Here is a 21,766-nt window from a genome sequence, read left to right on the forward strand (position 1 = left end):
ATGCATCATGATTCACAACTTCTTTTTAAAGAACAACTCGTATATATTGTCAAAGTAATACATATCAGACATTGTAAGAAAGCGCAATATCATTTCTTACTTTATTGAATTACCGCATTTTACGGCAAAACCGTAGTTATATATTTTCTTTTCTTAGTATCTTTTTGTACTAAACTCATAGCATCATGAAAAAAAGAAATCTTAAAAGTTTACAACTTCAAAAAACAACCATTAGTAGTTTGCACTCTTACTCCGTTTCAGGTGGTACTGACGTCATTGTAGATATTGCAACTATTATTATAATTCGTACTACTGATTATGCTACTAAAACCGGGTGTTCACAATTAGCAGTATGTGATTCTGCTGAAATATGTCCGGAAGGTGTTCGTCCTACAAGGTTTGTAGATACAGATACCAAGCCAGCTTCTCTATGTGCATAGTACACATACAGTACTTTATTTTTCAATTAAAATATAATATCATGAAGAAAAGAAATCTTAAAAGTTTACAGGTAAACAAGTCTACCATTTCAAATTTGAACGAAATGTTTGGCGGCGCACGTATTACACGAATATGTCCCTTACCACAAATAACAAAAACAGGGTGCTCGCAATTAATGGCGTGTGATTCTATTGAAGCATGCACCGCCAACGTTTGTAAGACCAACGAATTGGACACAGAGACACGTCCTATTTGCTAATATTTTAAGGAATAATTTGTTCTAAAAAACTAAAATAGAGAACTTCGGACTTCAAAAGCCTTAGTTCTCTATTTTATTATAATTCTTTCTACTGTACTTTCTTTCGCTTACTCTTCTTTAGTGGTTTTTATAGACGATTGAAAAGTTTTTCACTGTCTTACTTTATTCTAAGACGTTTGCCATAATACAAAAAAACCACCCAAACCATTTTTTCAAAACGATTTAGGTGGTTTAGTATTGTTAAGTATCTATTTATTGTACAGGTACGCACAGAATATCTTGTCCGCCCATACAGGCATCATAGTAATATAACCAAATATCATGACGCTGGGCATGTGTTAAATATCCCTCCGCAGATGGATCTGCATAGTTAGGAATAGATTCCATATGAAAATCGGCACTGTTAAAACAGCAAACTCCATCAATTTCTGCTCTACCACCTTTAACTTCTTTTTGTTGTTGTTTGTCCAATTGTTGAACCCCTTTTAGTTTTAAAATGTTTTGTAACATAGTGTAATTATTTACGATGAACTCTGAATTAGATGTGCAAAAAGAGTAGTCAGAGTATCTATTCTTTTTGTTTGTAATAGTAAAAACAAGTTAATATAGTAGCCTACACTACTACTAGAAGGTTTTTAAGTTATTGATGTATACTTATGTGTATATGAAGTAGTTTTTATTGTAACAACTACTTTGGGAGAAATCTAAAGATACTAACTTCTTTGATAAAGAGCATAAGTGATTGTATTTTTTTTATTTGAATATTGCATTTGTATGTAACACACTATTTTTACCTATTTTTCTTATATGAATTGGATACATAAGAAAAATAGGGTATTCCCATACTACATAGTGACGTACTTTTTCTAATTTCATACAAATCAAAATTTTAATTTACCATGAAAAAAAGAAATGTATTATCGTTACAACTAAACAAAAAACAAGTGTCTAACCTACAAGCTACTTATGTAAAAGGTGGTGGTCCTACTGCTATGACCTGTAATACTGTTCCAAGAGACCAAGGAGGATTGGGCTGTCACTTGAATTAAGATATATGTAATACACTATGGATAAGCGAACTCAAAAAGTTCGCTTTTTTTTGCTCTTTCAATACCACATTATAACAAAGTAAACCAATGATAAAAAAGTCCAACAGGGATTGTTGGACTTTTGGTTGCGTAATAAAAACGAGTGTTTTTAAGTGGTGAAGAGAAATTTATAAGATGGAAAAAGCATACGTAATATCTACCTCTTCATAAGTACACGTTTCTCCTTGGTACGGTGAGCATTGTTCTTCTTCTTCATCTATGTAATAACGGCTACTTCCCGAATTTAGCAAGCGGTTTCGATTATAAGTGTAACTTCCTGAGGTATGATTGTATTCTTGTATTCTTAATTTGTAGTTGACACGAACATTTCTGTTAAGGGTTGCTGATGTTGTATAACTTCCATCCGTAAATACATCAACATACACTTCGTCTAATACATATATTTCTCCGCTGTAATCATAATCATCAATTACATTGACTACATCAACACGTAAAGCTCGTGGAAATAATGCCCTAAAAGCAGTTAAATCTCCATTGGTGAATGGGTTTCCTCCATTGATGGTATGCCACATAATAGAACCTGAATCATTTTCGCTAGTCCCAGGAATGTTAACTGCACTACTTTCTCTATTAGCACGCCAATCTGTATGGCGCAATCCAACACAATGTCCTAGCTCGTGAATGATTGTATTTCTACGAATGTCTGCTCCAAAATCATCCAAACGATCAACATTCAAGGTAACTGTATCAAATGGTCGTCCGTTAGAAGGAAAACCCGCTCTTCCTAATACATTGGTTGGCTCTACGCCAAAGTCACTCCGTACTGTAATATGTGCCTGATTAGCATTGAACACCCTTACAAAGAATAATGCACAGTTGTTAATCCCATTAAGTGCATTCATTGCATTGACAGATTGTGTTTGAAGATCGGCTCCAAGTGAATTGTCTAAAAATACATTGATACGCATACGCTCCAACGATACCAATTTCCCCGTATTGTATGCCTGTTCTGCACCATTATTACCCATATCATTAAGGTCGTAATCATCTATATTTTTACTGTAGAGTAAGTCTGGCGGCGCTAAGAAATGTTCTTCTGTTTCGTAAATAGTGCCTCGTTCATAACCTCGGCTGTATAGTAATTGCACCACAGGATGTGAATCGGAAGCAAGCCATTTTTCATCTACACGTTCTAAAACAGCTTCGGTAGCTTCTTCTTCGAGTACTTCTTGCGAATCGTATTGACAGCCTACTAAGGTGAGAAAACCTAGCAAACCGTATACAATAAATTGATTGATACTTTTCTTCATGATTTTTTGTTTTTTTGGTTTTATACTTTGAAAAATTGCATGTTGTAAAAGTATCTTATCAACCTAAAAAAGGAGTACGGCATCCCCATAAAGAAGCTATGATAAAGAGTGTCTTGTATCTAATTTATTTTACGTATGAAGCCTTGATAATCTTAATGTTAACTTAATTTTTAGCTAAAATCTATTTCACATAAATAACACTCTGCTTTTCACAATGGCATCAGCGTTTTCAGATTAGCAAATCGCCACAACTTAATTAAGTATGGAGATTTTTTACATACGTTGATTGGGCCGTTTAATTATTAAGAGATAGGGTTGGGCGACCACATTTTAAAGAAACGAAATTGTTTAGAGTATTCTGTGCGTGGACAAAATGCAATACAAACTTCTTCATGCGCTAATGCAGACTCAGTTAGCACAATATGTTTCCTTTCCCGTAACGCATTTTCAAATTCCTTGGCATTGACTCGACAAACAACTTTTTTGAAAACACTTTGTATCCATTGCTGCATATCTGCGTCGCTTTCAAATTTTTTGTAACACGCTAAAGAAGCATGAGCAGCGATGACTGGTGCTAATGTATCTGGCACATTATCTTTTATAAGTATATACATTTTCATGATTCTCTATTTACAATCATCTTATTCATATGCGTTACAATTTTTATTGAAGTAACAGAAACTAAAAATACAGATTCTTACATACTTATAAAACAAACATGTATTCAAAACACCTTATTTTAGAGTTTACTCCTACAAATAATCAACAAAAAGTGCTATTTATCTTCCTTTATTTGCAGTTTATCCGATATTTATTTGTGATTTTTTGAAAAAAAAGTTGTTATTTTGTGATAATAATACACGAAGTTCTAACTTTTTTTGGAAAGAATTATGATATAAATTTAGTAAGTATGGCATATTTTTTCTTCCCCTAAACCAACATGTCTACTTGCCAAGAAGATATCTCTATCCTAAGTTATTGTAGCAAAATAAATGTTACTAAACACTGTTATTACTATGTGTTATTTAATTTTAAGTTTTTGATTTTTAGTGATTTAATAAGAAATCTACACATATCCAAATGTTGATGAGAAATGAAGGATATGCCGTAATGGTTTGAAATACTTATGATGAAAATTTTGACAAGCTAATGGTGCTTATGAGTGTAAAATGAGTTATTGTTACCCAATTTTTATTCACAAGAAATCAACACTAAAACGCTAATTGTCAATAACTAAAATTATTTTTGTGAGTTTTTTTTTATACTTTTAGACTGTGAAAACATTTTTAACCATCCTACTATTTTCTGTAAGCACTTGTGTATTACTCGCACACACGTCTAAAAGAAAGAACAGTACTGCGTATGATGCTGAGGTTACTTTTATGAGTGCCAAAAGCACCAATGCAGCGGTTATTTCATCTCCAACAATTGAGAGTCCTATTGAAAGTGGAGGTTTAAATGCAGATAAAGGTGATTTGAACTCCATTTTAGGGTATTCTATTTTGATTTTCTTTTCTGTATTGATTATTATATTGATTGATAATAGAAACTTAGAAAAACGTTACAAGAAACTCCTTTCCGATTTTAAGAATAAAGATTCTATTTTATAATTTAGATAATGATACTATAAAAAAAGTCGAATACTTTAGGGGTATTCGACTTTTCTTTTGTTAGCTATTTGAGTTTAGCCAATAGCTTTTATAATGTCATATTTTGTAATGATATGATGTTCTCCATTGTCAAGATCAACCAATACAGCTTGATTGTCTTTTGTAATTAATTTAGAAATCGCATCAATTGAAGTATTTTTTTTGACTACCGGAAAAGGTGCTTGCATAATTTCTGAAATGTACACATCTGCAATGTCTTTATTTTCCATAAACTTTGAGAATAATGCCGTTTCGTCAACCGAACCTACAATCCCTTCTGTATCCACAACAGGAATTTGAGAGATTTTAAATTTGCGCATACGTTCAATAGCATGTGAAACCAACTCGCCTGTTTTTACAGTGACTAAAGGTTTGTCTTGATGATCTTTAATTAAATCTGCCGCAGTAGATATTTCTTCTTCTAAGAAACCACGTTCGCGCATCCAATCGTCATTGAACATTTTCCCTACGTATCTACTTCCATGATCATGAAACAGAACTACAACTACGTCATCCTTTTTGAAATGCTCCTTTAATTGCAACACACCTTTGATTGCTGCACCCGCAGAGTTTCCTAAAAACATTCCTTCTTCTTTAGCTAAACGTTGTGTGTACACAGCAGCGTCTTTATCAGTTACTTTTGTAAATCCATCAATAATGCTAAAGTCTACGTTTTTCGGCAAAATATCCTCTCCAATACCTTCAGTGATATAGGAGTAGATTTCATTTTCATCAAAGATTCCTGTCTCGTGGTATTTTTTAAACACAGATCCATACGTATCGACTCCCCAAACTTTTACATTCGGATTTTTCTCCTTCAGATATTTTCCAACTCCAGAAATAGTTCCTCCAGTTCCTACGCCTACGATGAAATGAGTTACTTTTCCTTCGGTTTGCTCCCAAATTTCAGGACCTGTACTTTCGTAGTGTGCTTTGGCATTGCTTGGATTGTCATATTGGTTTACGTACCAAGCATTTGGCGTTTCTTCTGCTAAACGTCTAGATACTGAATAGTACGAACGTGGATCATCTGGCTCAACTGCCGTTGGACATACCACTACTTCTGCACCAACAGCTCGTAGAATATCTATCTTTTCTTTAGATTGTTTATCGGCCATTACACACACCAACTTGTATCCTTTTACAATGGCAGCTAGAGCCAATCCCATCCCTGTGTTTCCAGAAGTTCCTTCAATGATAGTTCCTCCAGGCTTTAAACGTCCATCAGCTTCAGCATCTTCAATCATTTTTAACGCCATTCTATCCTTTACTGAATTTCCTGGATTGAACGTCTCATATTTTGCCAAAACTAACGCGTCTACGTCTTTTACTAAGGCATTCATTTTTACTAAAGGCGTATTCCCAATAGTCTCTAATATATTTTCTGCGTATTTCATCGTTTTCTTTTGAAGCGACAAATATACAAAGTCTGTAGCTTTTTTTTGAATTCAAATATTAAGAGTCTATTAAATGATATGTGTATTTTTTTGAAAGTGATTCTTTTAGCGATTGTTTCCAACTATAAAAGCGATACTTTTAGCTTAAAAAGAAGGCAATCCACACATAAAATTTGCGACAAGCTAGAAACTACCTCTTCACAAATCCTTTTTTAAAATTATTGAAATTTTATCGCTTTTACTGGCGATATTTTAGTAATGATGTAAGACGGAAGCACAAGCATTAACACGCATAATACTAAGGTTCCTACATTGAGTGCAGCAATTTGCCACAGTTGGATACTCACAGGAATAATGGCTGTATGATACTGTTCGGGATTGGGAAATTTTAACCATCCAAATGTGTGTTGTCCCCATAAAAGTCCAACTCCTACGAGATTTCCCCAAAGCAATCCAACTCCAATTAAATAGGCTGCATTGTATAAAAATACTTTACGGATGCTCCAATCATTACTTCCTAATGATTTTAAAATTCCAATCATAGGGGTTCTGTCTAAAATCAACACCAATAAGGCTGTAATCATATTGATACCTCCTACTATTATAATAATCCCTATAATGAGAAATATATTTACATCAAATAGTGAAATCCATTCAAAAATAAATGGAAATTTACTAATTACACTTTGCGTATCGAGTGTGGGAGGTATAACATTGTAGATTTCACTTTCTTTATCTTGTATTAAATCAAAATCGTTGAGAAAGACTTCAAAATTTCCTACTTCTCCATTTTTCCATTGATTCATTCGTTGAATGTGACGAATGTCTACTATCATCACGTTAGCATCAAATTTTTGGAATCCTGAATCATAGATTCCTACAATTTCAAATGTTCGTTCATTTGGTATTTCACTAGTGTCTTCTTTTAAAAATAACGTTTTAAAAGTATCTCCTAGTTGTAGTTCCAAGCGTCTGGCAAGGTATGCTGATAAAAGCACTTCCCTATTTTCTCTTTTTTCAGAAACATTGGGAAATCGTCCTTCTTTTAAAAAATCTCGAAAAGATTCCCACTGATAATCAGTACCAACTCCTTTAGCTAGTACACCTTCAAATGTTTTTTCCGTACGTATAATACCTGCTTTAGTAGCAACTGCCTGAATATGTTCTATCCCTTCTACCTGCGTAAAGTTTGGATAAAAATCCTGTTCAATCGATAAGGGCATTAATGAAACTTCCGAATCGTTATTATCAAAATTTGTAATCTGAATGTGCCCGTTGAAAGCAGCTACTTTTTCTTGAATTGTTTTTTGGAGTCCCATTCCTGTAGCTATAGCAACCATCATCATGACAATACCAATTGCAATTGCTGCAATTGCAATTTTTATTATTGTTGCCGATACACTACTTTTATACTGTTTTGCCTTTATAATACGTTTGGCAATAAAAAACTCGTAATTCAAACTCAAGAATGGTTTATAGATTTTTCAAAAATACATTTTTATTGTTGTTAATGCTTGCATTTTTTATAAGATGTGGCTCTAGAGAACAACAAAACAATCGAACAGTTTCTTCAACATCTGCTGTAGCTGTTTTAACAGATACTACTTTAGAAAAAAAGGATTTTACAAAAAAAATTATTGTAGGAGCTAATAAAATGAATGAATGGCTGCCAAAGTTAAGCGGTAAGCGTGTAGGTATTGTGGCTAATCAAACCAGTGTCGTTTTTAAACCCATACATACATACACTCACTTGGTAGACACATTGGTTGCATTAAAAGTTGCTGTAAAAACCGTTTTTTCACCCGAGCATGGATTTCGAGGAAACGCTGATGCAGGCGAAATCGTAAAAGATGGAAAAGATGTGAAAACAGGGTTGCCTATTATTTCTCTCTATGGAAAAAATAAAAAACCATTCCCTAATCAGTTAGAAAACTTAGACGTTGTTATTTTTGACGTGCAAGATGTAGGCGTTCGTTTTTATACCTATATTTCTACATTACATTACGTAATGGAAGCTTGCGCAGAAGCAAATATTCCAGTTATTATATTAGATAGACCCAATCCAAATGGACATTATGTAGATGGTCCAATTTTGGAAAAAGAGTTTACGAGTTTTGTAGGAATGCATCCTGTACCAATTGTTCATGGAATGACGATTGGCGAGTACGCACAAATGATTAACGGCGAACAATGGTTGAGTAATGGTATTCAATGTCAATTGAATGTAATCCCTGTTGAAAATTACACCCATCAAACACCTTACAGTTTACCAATTAAACCTTCGCCTAATTTACCCAACGATCAAGCAATCAATTTGTATCCAAGCTTGTGCTTGTTTGAAGGAACCGATATCAGCGTTGGACGCGGAACCGAGCAACAATTTCAAGTTATTGGAACTCCGCGATTTGATTTAAAACATTTTGATCATTTTACACCCAAACCAAATTTTGGTGCAAAAAATCCTAAGCATAATGGATTAATGTGTAACGGATATGATCTTTCTAAACACGAAAAATTACAATTTATAAAGCTTACATGGCTTATCGATTTTTATAAAAAATATCAAACCAGCCAAGTTGATGTTCCTTTTTTTAATAAAAATAATTTCTTTGCAAAGCTTGCTGGAACAGATAAATTACAACAACAAATTGAAGCAGGTATGAGCGAAACCGATATTAAAGCAACTTGGCAAAAAGGACTGCAAAGCTTTAAAAAAATAAGAGATTTGTATTTAATATATGAATAATTAAATACTCAATATTCTTGAGTTACCCTTATATAGTAGCAAATATTTTAGGATTTATTATTCCCAAGTTTATTTTTCTCTTCAATCCAAAGAGACATGTATTTGGTACTTTTTGAAGTGTGCAATTGCAACATGCTCCCCAAAAAGTTTTGTGTACGATGTGCTTGTAAATCGTTTTGTAGTGAACGTATTTTCTCCAAGAGTTTTTCTTCGAAAAGTTCTTTTGCAAATCGTTTTTCTAGAATCGTAAATCCATTCTGTTGTGCTTGCATCCAACGTTGTTTATCTGTATATAAAGCTACAGTTTCTGTAACCAAGGTTTCTATAGCGTCAGAAACGATTCCGCACCACGGCAAATCTCCATGCATGCCTTCTACACCAACGTTGGTAGTTACACAAGGCGTCCCATTTTGCATCGCGTCAATAAATTTTCCTTTAAGTCCTGCACCAAAACGTAGCGGCGCTAGCAAGACTTTTGCTTTTTTTATAACTTCGGAAGCATCTTCTGCACGACCGTGTACAAAGAATTTTTCTTTCGGTTGATTCCATTGTAAATGTTCTTGCTTTGCGTACGAACCATATACGTGCATTTCTGCTTTGGGCAGTTTTTTTCGCAGTAATGGCCACACATTTTTTTTAAGATGTAATACCACGTCACGATTAGGCGCATGCAAAAAGTTTCCTATCATTACTAAATGTTGCCGCTCTTCATATGTAGGTATGTTTTTTTGAACTGCCCTTGATTCTCTATCAAGTAAAAAAGGAAGATATAATAGTAAAGAAGAATCAATATTAAAGTCGTTAATCAATAATTCACATTCTACTTCAGAAATTAACAAAGATAAATCGCAACGTAAGATACTCGCCATTTCTCGCTGTGCTAGTTGGTATCTTTTTAGTTGTTCAACATGAAAATCTATTCCATCTTTGATTGCCTGATGTCTCGCTTTTCGCAGACTATGTAAGTCTTCCGTATCAAGGATTCGTAAAGCATCGGGACAATTTTCGGCAACACGCCACCCAAATTGTTCTTCCATCATAAAACGATCAAACAATACAATAGTGGGTTGTGTGTTTTTTAAAAATTCATCAAAACTCGAATCATTAAGCTGAATAGTTTGGGAAGCAATTTCCAGTTGACGCAAATCCAATGCAAATTCACTTTGAGTTGCAGGAGAAGCAAATGTTACTTTCCATTTTTGAGAACGAAAAAATTGCAATAACTGTAGCATGCGTGTACCTGCCGCTGATGAATTGGGTTCAGGCCATACATAGCCAATCACGAGAATATGCTGTATCATTTTGCAAGAAGCTTTTTGAGTCGGTCCGGATAGTCGGTAATGATTCCATCTACATGCCAATTAATCAACTGTTGCATCTCTTCCGTTTCATTGACTGTCCAAGGAATGACTTTAAATCCTTTGTTTTGATAGCTTCGAATAACTTCTTTGGTAAGTAGTTGGTAATATGGACTGATAATAGTAGGAGAAAAACTAAGTTGTTCTAACTTTTTTTCAATGAATTCGTTTTCATCAACCAATAATGCCGTAGTCATATAAGGCGCTTGTTTGTTGATTTGCTCAAGCATTTCTATATCAAAAGCTTGTAAGTTTACACGATTTCCTAGATGAAATTGCTGAATGACCTCCAATACTAATCGAACAAATTCTTCAACTTTTGGTGCGTAAATAGTATCGTAAGAAGATACTCTTTTAATCTCAATATTGTAGCGAACTTGTTGTTTAGATTTGTCTTCTGCCATCTGTATAACTTCTTCCAACAAGGGTTTGATCACTTTTACTTTTTCTTGAGAAGGAAATCGAGGATGTACTCGTGTTCCACAATCATACAGACGAATGCTGTCGTAAGTCATTTGGTATAGATTGTAGTTTTTTTCGCTTTGCTCATCAATCGGTTTTCCGTCTATATTCAATGCGATTTCATGATTCATAAAAGGTTCATGTGACACTACTACTTTATGATCTTTCGAAATGACCACGTCCAATTCTAGCGTATGCACGCCAATTTCAAGAGCTTTTTGGAAACCGATTAGTGAATTTTCAGGCAATAGTCCTCGACAGCCGCGATGTCCTTGAATATCTATCATTTTTTTATGATTGGGTGTGTGTGTACAACTTATTAAAAATAAAAAAAGAAGAGTCCAACTACGAAGATATATAGATCTTACAAAGAAAATATTATTCATCAGTTTTAAGAGTTGTTGGCGGACGGTATTTATTGAAAGGAATTTTGAGTAAGCTTTTCAAATTTGCATTTTCAGAAGCATCTGGATATGTATCAACCCCGTATATCAAAGTTTCAGGATCTTTTTTTGCAAATGTTTTAAAAATATGATCCCAAATGGAAAAAATGTTCCCATAGTTAGTATCCGTGTATGGTAATACATGATGATGATGCACTTTATGCATATTGGGAGAAACAATTACATAACTTAGCCAAGTATCTACTTTGCTTGGAATACGGATGTTGGCGTGGTTAAATTGTGATAGTACAACTGACATAGATTGATATAGCATAATAATTGCCACCGGCGCACCAACAATAACAACTCCTAAAAGTGTGAAGGCAAAACGAATGACACTTTCTCCTGGATGATGTCTATTTGCCGTAGTTGTATCTACATGAGTATCTGTATGGTGAACTAAGTGAAAACGCCACAATACAGGTATTTTATGTTCAACATAATGTGCTAACCACGCTCCAAAAAAATCTAACAATGCAACACCGATGAGCACATACCACCATGCGGATAGCTCAGGAAACTGTAGGTCAATCCATTGCAAAATACCAAATTTAGAAGCTACCGTCCATTCAGAAGCTTTGAATAATAAAAAAGCTAATACAAAGTTGACTACAATAGTTGTCAGTGTAAAAAAAATATTGATTCCTGCGTGATTTATTTTTTTGTAATTGAATCGAAATAAAGGGATTATATATTCAACTAACCAGAAAAATGCAATTCCTCCTACCAATATGGCACTTCTATGGGATGAAGGAATGGATTCAAAGTATGATAAGATAGTATCCAAAGTTATGTAGATTTCGTAGGTTATGTTAGTTCATAAAGATACGTTTTTCTTAAAATGGTTGCAAACTAACGTTTAGCTTTCCCTTCCAATACTACTTTGAGTTTTTCTACAATACGGTAGGTTGCTGGACAAATAGCTGTATTATTAATAGTAATATCAGATATTTTATGAAACTTTTTACGGTCGGTATGCGGATATTCTCTACATGCTTTGGGGCGCACATCATAAATCATACACTCATTGTCTGCTCCTAAAAAATGACACGGCGCACTTTGTAGCACATAATGATTGTCTTCATCAAAATATAAAAATTGACTAATAAACTGATGCTCTTTCATTCGAAAATGCTTAGAGATACGAGCAATATCTGCATTCGTAAAAATAGGACTTGTAGTTTTACAACAATTGGCACAAGCCAAACAATCCGTTTGAGCAAATTCTTCCTCATGCAACTCTTGCATGAGATAATCTAAGTTTTTAGGTGTCTTTTTTCGGAGTTTATGAAAAAACTTACGGTTCTCTTTTTCAGCCTCTTTCGCCAATTTTGGCAACTCATTTATAAAATCCTGCATATGCATTTCATCATTTGTGACAAAAATACACGATAATTTTTTGATTTACTGGGTAACAAAATCAAAACACTGAAACTAGTCTGTACAATATCTAATTTTTAGGTAACTAGAGTCACTAAAATTGGGGGATTTTACGGGTCTAGGTTAATTATTTAGGTTATAGTTAACACCAAGCAACGATGAATACCGAAGGTAGGATTCGTTGCTTTTCTATTTTTTGATAACTTTCTTTTACAAAAAAAAATTAACTCAAACGCTTAGTATAAAGTTACAAAGTATACATGCTAAAAAAAGAAAAGCGACCCGAAGGTCGCAAATATGTTTAATGGTGATGGCAAAGATCTTCGCAATTACTATATTGAAAGCAACAATAATTACCACCACCTACTAAGTTTACTTGTTCTTGTTTGTCTAGTACTTGGACATTTTCTAAGTTTAAAATACTTTTTAACATGATTTATTTTTTAAAATTAATTATAGCGGAAATTATAAAAACAATGTAGAAATTACTTACGGAAAGACCGTAATTAATATCACAAACACCTATAATACATAAAAATGTAGACTTTAAAATTGCTTCTTTTTAAAAGTACAGCAATCATCATGAGTAAAAGTTAAGGAGTTAATGTACTTTTGTAATTTATTTTACATGTAAATGAAAGATTTATTCGGAAAGGCAATTTTAGATTACCAACAAGGAAACTATACAGAAGATATAGTTACGGCAACTTCTATTTCTGAAGAAGACAGCTTACCAATTCCCTACCTATTTCGTTCTTATGAAGAAATGCCCGCTATTGAACAAACAGCGTTGCAAATGGCAAAGGGACATGTATTGGATGTTGGCTGTGGTGCTGGCAGTCATAGTTTGTATTTACAAAATGAACGACAATTAAAAGTAACTGCCATTGATGTTTCTGAAGCAGCCATTAAAACATGCCTCTTACGTGGAATACGCAATGCACAGCATATTAATGTCATGGATTTTTCAGGTGAATTTGACACTATTCTCTTGTTGATGAATGGAGCTGGCATGTGCGGTAAGCTAAATCGCATCAGTGATTTTTTACTTCATCTAAAAAGCTTATTAACTGATGAAGGACAAATATTAGTTGATTCTTCTGATATCATTTATATGTTTGATGAAGATGAAGATGGAGGCAAATGGATTCCTACTGATAATGAATACTATGGAGAACTTTTATACTACGTAGGTTATAAAGGTGAGCAAGAAGAACCTTTTCATTGGTTATATATTGATTATAATACATTACAAAATGCAGCTCACGCTTGTGGTTTACAATGCGAACTCATCGAAGAAGGCACACATTATGACTACTTGGCCAAACTATCCAAGAGATAACAAACACAACATATCTAACTGATTTTCAGCTAAACATATGCTTATTTTTCTTATTTTTAAGTTCAAATGTATAACCAAAAACAAGAAATCATGAAAAAAAGCATTTTACAAATCAAAGGAATGGAAGTTCTATCTAAAGAACATCAGAGAAACATCAAAGGAGCTGCTTCTGGTGGAAACACTGATAAATGTGGTTGCGATTGTGCTGGAAATGTAACTGGTCCATATTATTGCCAGCTATATTTTGCCTGTCCGCAAATATATACATGCTAAGTAATGTAAAAAACAATCAAAAAAAGCGGTTATCAATAAGTAACCGCTTTTCTATTTTAATTCAAACTATATCCTTTTTCTGCTAATTTATTGAGCACGCTTTTATACAATTCTCCACTCCACTGCATAGAAATCTCTCCTTCAATTTGTGCCAAACCATCCCTGCTTGCAATCATTTTTTGACCTGTTTCAGAATCGTAAAAATTCCCTATCTGTGCTCGTTGAACTGGTGTCAATCGAGAAGCATCTGCAACTAATTGCTTCCCTGCTGCCGATTCATAAAAAACAATCATATTTTGAATATCTTTTCCTGTAAAATACGCTTTGTATGCAGAAACCAAGACCGCTTTTACATCGTCAACTTGCTGTGCTTTTTTACTTTCCAGTTCTTCCCATATAGTATTAGGAATTTTATATTCCTTGAACTGCTTTTTAAGCATAACATACATCGCATCAATGGCAGATTCATACTGTTGTTGTGTCCCATTGATTGTTAAGTAATGTTTTACGTTCTCTACATACGTGTCTGTTTGTGCCGTAATCTGTTGTACAGCACATACAAATAGTACCGCAATAAAAAATGTTCTCATAAATACGTAATTATTTATTGGTAGGCTTTACAAGAATATTGCATTTCAAATACTATTCCAAATTTTTCAATTATAGATTCGACTGAAATAAAGAGTCTCTACCCTATTTAAGACATTTTGAATATTAGAAGAAAAGCAATACACTATTGACGATAAATATGCAAAAAATTAGCAATAACTGTTATTTTTTTGTTAATTTTCCAGCAAAAAGTATTGAAAACAAATCAACCACCAACTGTTACTATGAAAAACTTTACACTAATGCTGCTGCTTTCGTTTATCTTGAATGTATCAGCCCAAAACCTTCAACGACCAGTTCCTGAAAGTTGGAACATTCCAACAATTGAAAAAGTCGTTCCTATTAAATTTGAAAGACCGAATCTCGCTACATTACATGCTGAAGACGCAATCAATGATCAAGATAAATCCATTCCTTGGCGATTTGGATACGACCATTTTGTAGATTACGGAATTAACAATGCTGGACAATGGCACACTTTGCCAAATGGTGACCGTATTTGGCGAATTAACTTTATTTCTCCAGGTGCATTGACGATGAATATTCTTTTTGATCGTTATAAAATTCCTGTTGGAGGGAAAGTGTACATTTATAACGGTGATCGTTCTCAAATCCTTAATACATTCTCTCATCTTCAAAACAATCCTGAAGAAATTTTAGGTACTTGGATGATTGATGGAGAAAGTATTATAATCGAATATTATGAGCCTAAAAAAGTACGAGGACAAGCTCGTTTAAACATAGGAAATGTAATTCACGGGTATCGTACATTAAGCATGCACAATGTAAATGGCACTCCAGAAGCATTAAACGATTCTGGTCCATGTAATGTAGATGTAAACTGTGATATTTCTGCATTCAATTCTACCGCGCACGACATTAAAGAAGATGTGAAAAAATCAGTTGCAATGATTGTGGTAGGCGGAAATGGTTTCTGTACAGGTGCATTGGTAAACAATACGAATAATGATGGAACACCGTACTTTTTGACTGCCAATCACTGTTTAGGTGGTTCTGTTGGTGGCTGGGCATTTCGTTTCAATTGGGCAAGTGATGCTTCGGTAGCAGACTGTGCGACCAATGCGCCAAGTATTAACAACTCATTCATTCAAACAGCAAGTGGTGCTGTATTAAGAGCCTCTAGTTCCGACTCTGACATGGCATTGCTAGAAATCACAGACGCAGCCTTTTTTGCAGGAAATCCAGACGTAGTTTGGGCAGGTTGGAACCGCTCTACTTCTGCTGTTCCTTCTTTAAATGTGGGAATTCATCACCCAAGTGGTGATATTCAAAAAGTATGTGTTGATTTACAAAGTTCTTCGAGAGTTACATCCAACGTACTTTCAGGAGCAGGATTACCATCGTTTCAAGCTTGGCGAATTGCTGATTGGGATTTAGGAGTAACCGAACCAGGTTCTTCAGGTTCTCCACTATTTGATCAAAATGGGTTAATTATCGGAAAACTTTCAGGTGGAGCTGCTGCGTGTTCTGGGACAAATGACAATAATCAGTTTGATGATTATGGTCGCTTTGGTGTTTCTTGGGATTTCAACGCTGCTTCTTCACAACAACTTAAATTTTGGCTTGACCCTGCAGGAACCAACCCCGTATCACTACAACAATTTCCTCCATTACAAACATTCGATTTTGATGCTGCAATTTCTATTTTTAATATTCCAACAAATCTTTGTGACGCAACAATCACTCCTACACTACGTATTACAAATGAAGGAAACACCCAGTTAACAAGTGTTACTGTTGTATATCAATTAGATAGTGGAGCACAAACTACAATCAACTGGACTGGTAGCTTAGCAAATGGAGAAACAGATGATATTCCATTAAGTCCTATTGCAGTATCAGGAGTTGGAGCTCATGCATTTACGGCTTCTGTTTCTAATCCTAATGGAAATCCTGATCAAGCTTCATTTAATGATACTGATGTGGAAAGTTTTTCTATTCCAGATAATTTTGACACCGATACAATCAGAGTTATTATTACACCAGATCGCTATGGGGCTGAAACTACATGGGAGTTAACCAACTCTATTGGAACTGTTATTGGAAGTGGCGGGCCATATACAACGGTAGGCACGAATGGAACACAACCAGATGAAATTCAAGATATTACTATTACCGTATTTGATGAGTGCTATACTTTCACATTGAACGACTCTTACGGTGATGGAATTTGCTGTTTATATGGTGCAGGAACGTACCGAATTGAAGATGGAAATGGCAACATACTCATCAATGGTAACGGCTCTTTCTCTACTAGTATTTCAAACTTGTTTAAAGTTTCAGATCCATTAAGTGTTGGGGAAAATGAGCTTGCTAATAATTTACGCATCTTCCCAAATCCTTCAGCAAATAACTTTACTGTACATATTGATAAGTTTTCAAACACAACTTATGAAATAAGCAGCATTACAGGGCAACGAATCCAAACGGGTACTTTTAATAATGGTTCTAATACACTTTCTATGCAAAATGAAGCCGCAGGTATGTACTTCATTAAAATTACTGATGTAGAAAGTAATGCAAGTGTCACAAAAAAGATTGTGAAGTATTAAAAAATAAGAATTCAATATACATTAAGAACATCTGCTTTTTCCAGCAGATGTTTTTTTTATATACTTATTCCACGTACTTTGATAGAAAACTAAAAGCATTTTTTTTAGACTTCATCAAAATCAATTACTTTTAGACAAATTTTTGAATGTATGAGCAGAAAGGAAGATTTTATTGCGCACATTGACAATGGATATGCCTCTAAAGGAGATTTTATACAAGTTGGCGCAGCCATGTTAGAAGGAGAAACTATGACAAACTCCTTTATCAAGATTCCACTAAAAACCTTAAATAGGCACGGATTGATTGCAGGTGCAACAGGAACAGGAAAAACCAAAACATTACAAGTATTGGCCGAAAATCTATCAGACAAAGGAATTCCTGTATTACTGATGGATTTGAAAGGAGACTTAAGTGGTATTGCACAACCTAGTTCTGGACATCCTAAAATTGATGAGCGCCATGCAAAAATTGGTTTTCCTTTTGAAGCTAAAAGTTTTCCTGTAGAAATTTTATCACTATCTGATCAAGATGGTGTACGCTTACGTGCAACCGTCTCAGAATTTGGTCCAGTGCTTTTATCTCGTATTCTAGACCTTACTGAAACGCAGGCAGGAATAGTAGCAGTAATTTTTAAATATTGCGACGATCATAAAATGCCGCTACTTGATTTGAAAGATTTTAAAAAAGTTTTACAATATGCTACTGATGAAGGAAAAGAAGAATTTAAAGAAGCATATGGACGCGTTTCAACCGCTTCTACAGGAGCTATTTTAAGAAAGATTATTGAATTAGAACAACAAGGCGCTGACCTATTTTTTGGAGAAACCTCTTTTGATGTGAACGATTTGACACGCATTGATGAAAATGGTCGTGGCTATATTAACATTATCCGTTTAACAGATATTCAAGACAAACCAAAACTTTTTTCTACATTCATGTTAAGCCTTTTGGCTGAAATTTACGAAACCTTTCCTGAACAAGGAGATAGTGGACAGCCCGAATTGGTACTATTTATTGATGAAGCGCACTTGATTTTTAAAGAAGCATCAAAAGCATTGCTCAATCAGATAGAAAGTATTGTAAAGTTAATTCGTTCAAAAGGAATCGGCCTCTATTTTGTAACTCAAGACCCAACCGATATTCCTGATGCTGTATTAGGACAACTAGGATTAAAAATACAACATGCTTTACGTGCGTTTACTGCCAAAGATCGAAAAGCAATTAAACTTACGGCAGAAAATTATCCAGACTCTGATTATTATGACACAGCCGAAGTATTAACTTCGTTAGGAATCGGAGAAGCTTTGGTTTCTGCACTAGATGAAAAAGGCCGTCCAACACCATTAGCTGCTACTATGCTACGTGCGCCAATGAGCCGTATGGATGTATTAACTGACGCTGAACTGAAAGAACTTATTAATCGTTCAAAGTTAGTTCCAAAATACAATTCTGTAATTGATCGTGAAAGTGCATATGAAATGCTAAATGAAAAAATAAAAAAAGCAGAACACTTACATGAAAAAGAATCGGAAGAACGAGTTAATACTTCAAAAAGTACCAGTAGAGCAAGTACTCGCCAAAACCCAATTGTCAAAGTGCTAACTAGCGCTACCTTTATTCGCAGTGTTTTTGGCATTCTAAAAAAAGTTATCAAATAAAAAACATTAAAACCCTATTCAACGTGAAAAAAAACCTATTTCTAGGAATCATTGCAGCTTCATTGGTAAGTTGCGCCAAAAAAAAGGATCCTTTTTTAATCGAAACGAATCGAATTGGAAAATTGTATAAAGACATTACTGTAAAACAGCTAGATTCTGTTTTTTCGGCAGATTCTATTGTAAAGCGTATTGGAGAAGGCGACTATGTGCAAGCTGGAAGCGATACTTATTTGATTTATGAAAAAGGCGGTACTCAATTGCTTACCCTAACACCTACACAGCAACATGATGAAAATGAAAAAATAAAGAATATTCAAATTCATGATGCACGCTATAAAACAGCAAAAGGAATATCATTAGAAAGTACATTCAAAGACATTCGTGACAACTTCAAAATTAAATACATCCACAATACACTGAAAAATTTAATCATTACTGTTGAAGGAAATGAATATTTTACAATTGATAAAAAGGAATTACCTGAAGATCTTCGGTACAACATGAACTTATCAATTGAAGCTATACAAATTCCTGACAAAGCAAAAATTAAACACTTTATGATTAATTGGGAACATGAAGAACCTTCTCAAAAAGAGGCAAACAATGAGTAAAAAGAAATATCACATACAAAAAAAACCTTTTGTAGTTCCTACCACAGATGGAAAATTGATTGAAGAACATTTTGGAAATGCTACAAACGGTAATTCTCATATAAGCATTGCTCATATGATTGCTCCTCCAAAATGGAGTGAACCGTTCCAAACTCCAGAATTTGATGAATACACATACATCATTAAAGGAAAAAAGCAATTCATCATTGAAGAAGATACCATTATTTTAGAAGCCGGGCAATCTATTAAAATAGAAAAAAATACACGTATTCAGTATTCCAATCCATTTGATGAACACTGCGAGTATATTGCAATATGCTTACCTGCATTTTCTATGGAACTCGTTCATCGTGAAGAACAATACTAATGAAAAAGGTGTTTGAAAATACCTTCAGAAACATCTGTAAAACTGAATTACGCTTTGATTATCTCAATCCAAAAAATTCAGTATAACGGGTTATTCCAAACACCTTTTTATACAAAGAGAACTATTTAATAATTGTTACATAACGATACGCTGTATTTTTTCCAATATAGCCATATCCATTGGTAGTTCTCGCTCTTGCATACACATTGAAGGAATGTGCACAGGTTACTTTCGGGTTAAAACTTCCTGCAATATGATGACTTCCCTGCCAATTTCCACTCATCGTTGCAGGATCATACTTTTTATAGACAATATTTTCAGAATCGCCTTCTCCCCAACGAGCTGTCAAACTATAATCTAATAAATTACCTTCGGTATCAAACCCTTCAAAATCAATATCGAGAACATCTGTAGGGTTTTGAAGATCTACGATACCGCAAGCCCCAACTTCTACATTTTTATATTTTATTGAATGAATGCTAACTTCTGGCACATTATTATCAATATACAGAGTTACTATTTGTTCGGGTGACACTGCTCCTACTTCAACTCCTGCAGCATTGTAAAACTTAACTTTAAACTGATGTACTCCTGTATTTAATTGGGTAGAATTGAATTGAAACAACAAATCATCAATTGAATAATCAACACCAGCACTTGGCATTTTGTAAAAATTACTACTATCGGGTGAAGCTGCTTCAAGTATATAATCTGAACCATTCCATTTATAATTGTACCAAGAAGTTACAAACTCAGCAAATGACCCCGAAGTTCCAGAACGATGAAACACTTTATATTTCTTAGCTCCCAATCCTGGTAGTTGATCCATTCTTGAACGATTCCCTATAACGTTCAATAGTCCGCCAAAAGCAGAATTTCGTGCATAAATAAAATAATTAGATGCTGTATTAGCGCGTCCAGAAGAATTGATTTTTGTTGTTGGAATCAATCCAATACTACCAATCACAGGTCCTAAATCAACCGTTGAAATAGCAGGTTTTCTAGAAAAATACAGTGTATGAAGTTTTGAGAAGTCTCTAAAGAAATTGGTTGGCGTATCATAGTTCAAATTGGGTTTAGACGAGTGTACTCTAAATCCAAACTTTGTATATGAACTAAACCACCACCACAGCAAATTAACATTAAGATCACTCAATCGAAATCTGAACTTCCAAATTCGATGAGGGGTTGCCGAGTTTGGCGACACACCAAACGTACTTCTACACGCTGACTTTTGTTCTTCATTTAACAAACCTGTCCATCGTCCTGCACCTAAATAATATTGTCTTCCTATTTTATTAGGATTACCACGATAGCAACCATAATTAACATCATGATTTGGGGTAATTGCGCGGTTTCGATTTCTATCAAATGTAAACCAAAAATAATCTTCAGTACCTGGATCATTATGGGTGTCTTTTATAACATCCAACACAACATACAAATATTTAGCATCATTTTTTGCCAACATAAAACCTCCGTCAAACGACATTTGATTTTCAATAGCTCCCGACCAAACAGCATCTTCTATTTGATCATCTAAAGTAATGGGCGTAGCAGCCCAAAGTGATTTAATTGTTCCCATGATTTTTTTAGTTTTTTGGTTATATTATTTCCATGGGTAAAAATAAACACACCTAACTACCTGTATAAGAGGCGAAAAACTAATTTAACATAGGAAAAAGACTGTTCATATACAGGTAAAAAAGTACGTGCTTCCTAATTTTTTCCTCTTTCTGCCTATATACTATGACGTTTTCTATCAATTTTTAGTGTAGATAACGAATTCTAGTTTGGTGCTAACGAATTCTAAAACCACTTCCTAAAGACAAAATTCA

The 21,766-nt window shown here is 34.3% G+C and carries 21 protein-coding genes and 1 pseudogene; 11 read left to right on the plus strand and 11 right to left on the minus strand.

Annotated features, from left to right (window positions below):
* Positions 1-185: 185 nt before the first annotated feature.
* Both AA088_RS10915 and AA088_RS18345 read left to right on the plus strand, forming a co-directional pair.
* The gene (locus AA088_RS10915; RefSeq protein ID WP_046745040.1) at positions 186-440 is read left to right on the plus strand and encodes a hypothetical protein; all 255 of its coding nucleotides are present in this window, start codon (positions 186-188) and stop codon (positions 438-440) included.
* A 41-nt stretch (positions 441-481) separates the two neighbouring features.
* The gene (locus AA088_RS18345; protein ID WP_157547157.1) at positions 482-700 is read left to right on the plus strand and encodes a hypothetical protein; all 219 of its coding nucleotides are present in this window, start codon (positions 482-484) and stop codon (positions 698-700) included.
* 252 nt (positions 701-952) lie between these two features.
* On the opposite strand, the gene AA088_RS10920 is transcribed toward AA088_RS18345, so the two are convergent.
* On the minus strand, positions 953-1,210 hold the full coding sequence (locus tag AA088_RS10920) for a hypothetical protein (RefSeq protein WP_046745041.1): 258 nt from the start codon (positions 1,208-1,210) through the stop codon (positions 953-955).
* A gap of 389 nt (positions 1,211-1,599) precedes the next feature.
* Between AA088_RS10920 and AA088_RS18350 the strand changes: the two genes are divergently transcribed.
* On the plus strand, positions 1,600-1,749 hold the full coding sequence (locus AA088_RS18350) for a hypothetical protein (protein ID WP_157547158.1): 150 nt from the start codon (positions 1,600-1,602) through the stop codon (positions 1,747-1,749).
* 167 nt (positions 1,750-1,916) lie between these two features.
* Here the strand turns inward: AA088_RS18350 and AA088_RS10925 are convergent, their stop codons facing one another.
* Together AA088_RS10925 and AA088_RS10930 are read right to left on the minus strand one after the other, a co-directional pair.
* Positions 1,917-3,059: a M57 family metalloprotease gene (locus tag AA088_RS10925; protein WP_046745042.1), complete on the minus strand. Its 1,143-nt coding sequence runs from the start codon at positions 3,057-3,059 to the stop codon at positions 1,917-1,919.
* Positions 3,060-3,361: 302 nt separating this feature from the next.
* Positions 3,362-3,679: a peptidyl-tRNA hydrolase gene (locus AA088_RS10930; protein ID WP_046745043.1), complete on the minus strand. Its 318-nt coding sequence runs from the start codon at positions 3,677-3,679 to the stop codon at positions 3,362-3,364.
* A gap of 654 nt (positions 3,680-4,333) precedes the next feature.
* Here AA088_RS10930 and AA088_RS10935 point away from each other — a divergent pair.
* Positions 4,334-4,669, plus strand: a complete 336-nt coding sequence (locus AA088_RS10935; protein WP_046745044.1) for a hypothetical protein — start codon at positions 4,334-4,336, stop codon at positions 4,667-4,669.
* Between the two features lie 74 nt (positions 4,670-4,743).
* Here AA088_RS10935 and AA088_RS10940 read toward each other — a convergent pair whose 3' ends face one another.
* Both AA088_RS10940 and AA088_RS10945 read right to left on the minus strand, forming a co-directional pair.
* Positions 4,744-6,105: a pyridoxal-phosphate dependent enzyme gene (locus tag AA088_RS10940; protein WP_046745045.1), complete on the minus strand. Its 1,362-nt coding sequence runs from the start codon at positions 6,103-6,105 to the stop codon at positions 4,744-4,746.
* Between the two features lie 218 nt (positions 6,106-6,323).
* Positions 6,324-7,565, minus strand: a complete 1,242-nt coding sequence (locus tag AA088_RS10945; protein WP_046745221.1) for an ABC transporter permease — start codon at positions 7,563-7,565, stop codon at positions 6,324-6,326.
* Between the two features lie 8 nt (positions 7,566-7,573).
* Between AA088_RS10945 and AA088_RS10950 the strand changes: the two genes are divergently transcribed.
* On the plus strand, positions 7,574-8,851 hold the full coding sequence (locus AA088_RS10950) for an exo-beta-N-acetylmuramidase NamZ family protein (protein WP_046745046.1): 1,278 nt from the start codon (positions 7,574-7,576) through the stop codon (positions 8,849-8,851).
* Positions 8,852-8,898: 47 nt separating this feature from the next.
* Here AA088_RS10950 and AA088_RS10955 read toward each other — a convergent pair whose 3' ends face one another.
* The 4 genes from AA088_RS10955 to AA088_RS10970 form a co-directional block, all read right to left on the minus strand.
* The gene (locus AA088_RS10955) at positions 8,899-10,152 is read right to left on the minus strand and encodes a glycosyltransferase (protein ID WP_046745047.1); all 1,254 of its coding nucleotides are present in this window, start codon (positions 10,150-10,152) and stop codon (positions 8,899-8,901) included.
* A complete protein-coding gene (locus AA088_RS10960) occupies positions 10,149-10,958 on the minus strand; it encodes a glycerophosphodiester phosphodiesterase family protein (RefSeq protein WP_052752873.1) in 810 nt (269 codons plus the stop codon). The genes AA088_RS10955 and AA088_RS10960 overlap by 4 nt, the downstream gene beginning before the upstream one ends.
* Before the next feature lie 91 nt (positions 10,959-11,049).
* On the minus strand, positions 11,050-11,901 hold the full coding sequence (locus AA088_RS10965) for a sterol desaturase family protein (RefSeq protein ID WP_046745048.1): 852 nt from the start codon (positions 11,899-11,901) through the stop codon (positions 11,050-11,052).
* 65 nt (positions 11,902-11,966) lie between these two features.
* Complete coding sequence (locus AA088_RS10970; protein ID WP_046745049.1) at positions 11,967-12,473, minus strand: YkgJ family cysteine cluster protein; 507 nt, start codon at positions 12,471-12,473, stop codon at positions 11,967-11,969.
* A 655-nt stretch (positions 12,474-13,128) separates the two neighbouring features.
* Between AA088_RS10970 and AA088_RS10975 the strand changes: the two genes are divergently transcribed.
* Both AA088_RS10975 and AA088_RS10980 read left to right on the plus strand, forming a co-directional pair.
* Entirely contained in the window at positions 13,129-13,836 is a 708-nt protein-coding gene (locus AA088_RS10975; RefSeq protein ID WP_046745050.1) for a class I SAM-dependent methyltransferase, read from the plus strand.
* A 90-nt stretch (positions 13,837-13,926) separates the two neighbouring features.
* Positions 13,927-14,109: a hypothetical protein gene (locus tag AA088_RS10980; RefSeq protein WP_046745223.1), complete on the plus strand. Its 183-nt coding sequence runs from the start codon at positions 13,927-13,929 to the stop codon at positions 14,107-14,109.
* Positions 14,110-14,165: 56 nt separating this feature from the next.
* On the opposite strand, the gene AA088_RS10985 is transcribed toward AA088_RS10980, so the two are convergent.
* Entirely contained in the window at positions 14,166-14,699 is a 534-nt protein-coding gene (locus tag AA088_RS10985) for a DUF2059 domain-containing protein (RefSeq protein WP_046745051.1), read from the minus strand.
* A gap of 213 nt (positions 14,700-14,912) precedes the next feature.
* Here AA088_RS10985 and AA088_RS10990 point away from each other — a divergent pair, with 213 nt between their 5' ends.
* The 4 genes and pseudogenes from AA088_RS10990 (at position 14,913) to AA088_RS11005 (ending at position 19,928) form a co-directional block, all read left to right on the plus strand.
* On the plus strand, positions 14,913-17,291 hold the full coding sequence (locus AA088_RS10990) for a T9SS type A sorting domain-containing protein (RefSeq protein WP_052752874.1): 2,379 nt from the start codon (positions 14,913-14,915) through the stop codon (positions 17,289-17,291).
* Between the two features lie 249 nt (positions 17,292-17,540).
* A pseudogene (locus tag AA088_RS10995) lies at positions 17,541-18,857 on the plus strand (helicase HerA-like domain-containing protein); the annotation flags it as partial.
* A gap of 116 nt (positions 18,858-18,973) precedes the next feature.
* The gene (locus AA088_RS11000; RefSeq protein ID WP_046745053.1) at positions 18,974-19,561 is read left to right on the plus strand and encodes a hypothetical protein; all 588 of its coding nucleotides are present in this window, start codon (positions 18,974-18,976) and stop codon (positions 19,559-19,561) included.
* Positions 19,554-19,928 (plus strand): cupin domain-containing protein, encoded by a 375-nt coding sequence (locus AA088_RS11005; protein WP_046745054.1) that lies wholly within the window; start codon positions 19,554-19,556, stop codon positions 19,926-19,928. The genes AA088_RS11000 and AA088_RS11005 overlap by 8 nt, the downstream gene beginning before the upstream one ends.
* 121 nt (positions 19,929-20,049) lie before the next feature.
* Here AA088_RS11005 and AA088_RS11010 read toward each other — a convergent pair whose 3' ends face one another.
* Positions 20,050-21,513, minus strand: a complete 1,464-nt coding sequence (locus tag AA088_RS11010; RefSeq protein WP_046745055.1) for a hypothetical protein — start codon at positions 21,511-21,513, stop codon at positions 20,050-20,052.
* Between the last annotated feature and the right edge of the window lie 253 nt (positions 21,514-21,766).

Origin of the sequence: Kordia zhangzhouensis, assembly GCF_001005305.1 — a bacterium.
Lineage (GTDB): Bacteria > Bacteroidota > Bacteroidia > Flavobacteriales > Flavobacteriaceae > Kordia > Kordia zhangzhouensis.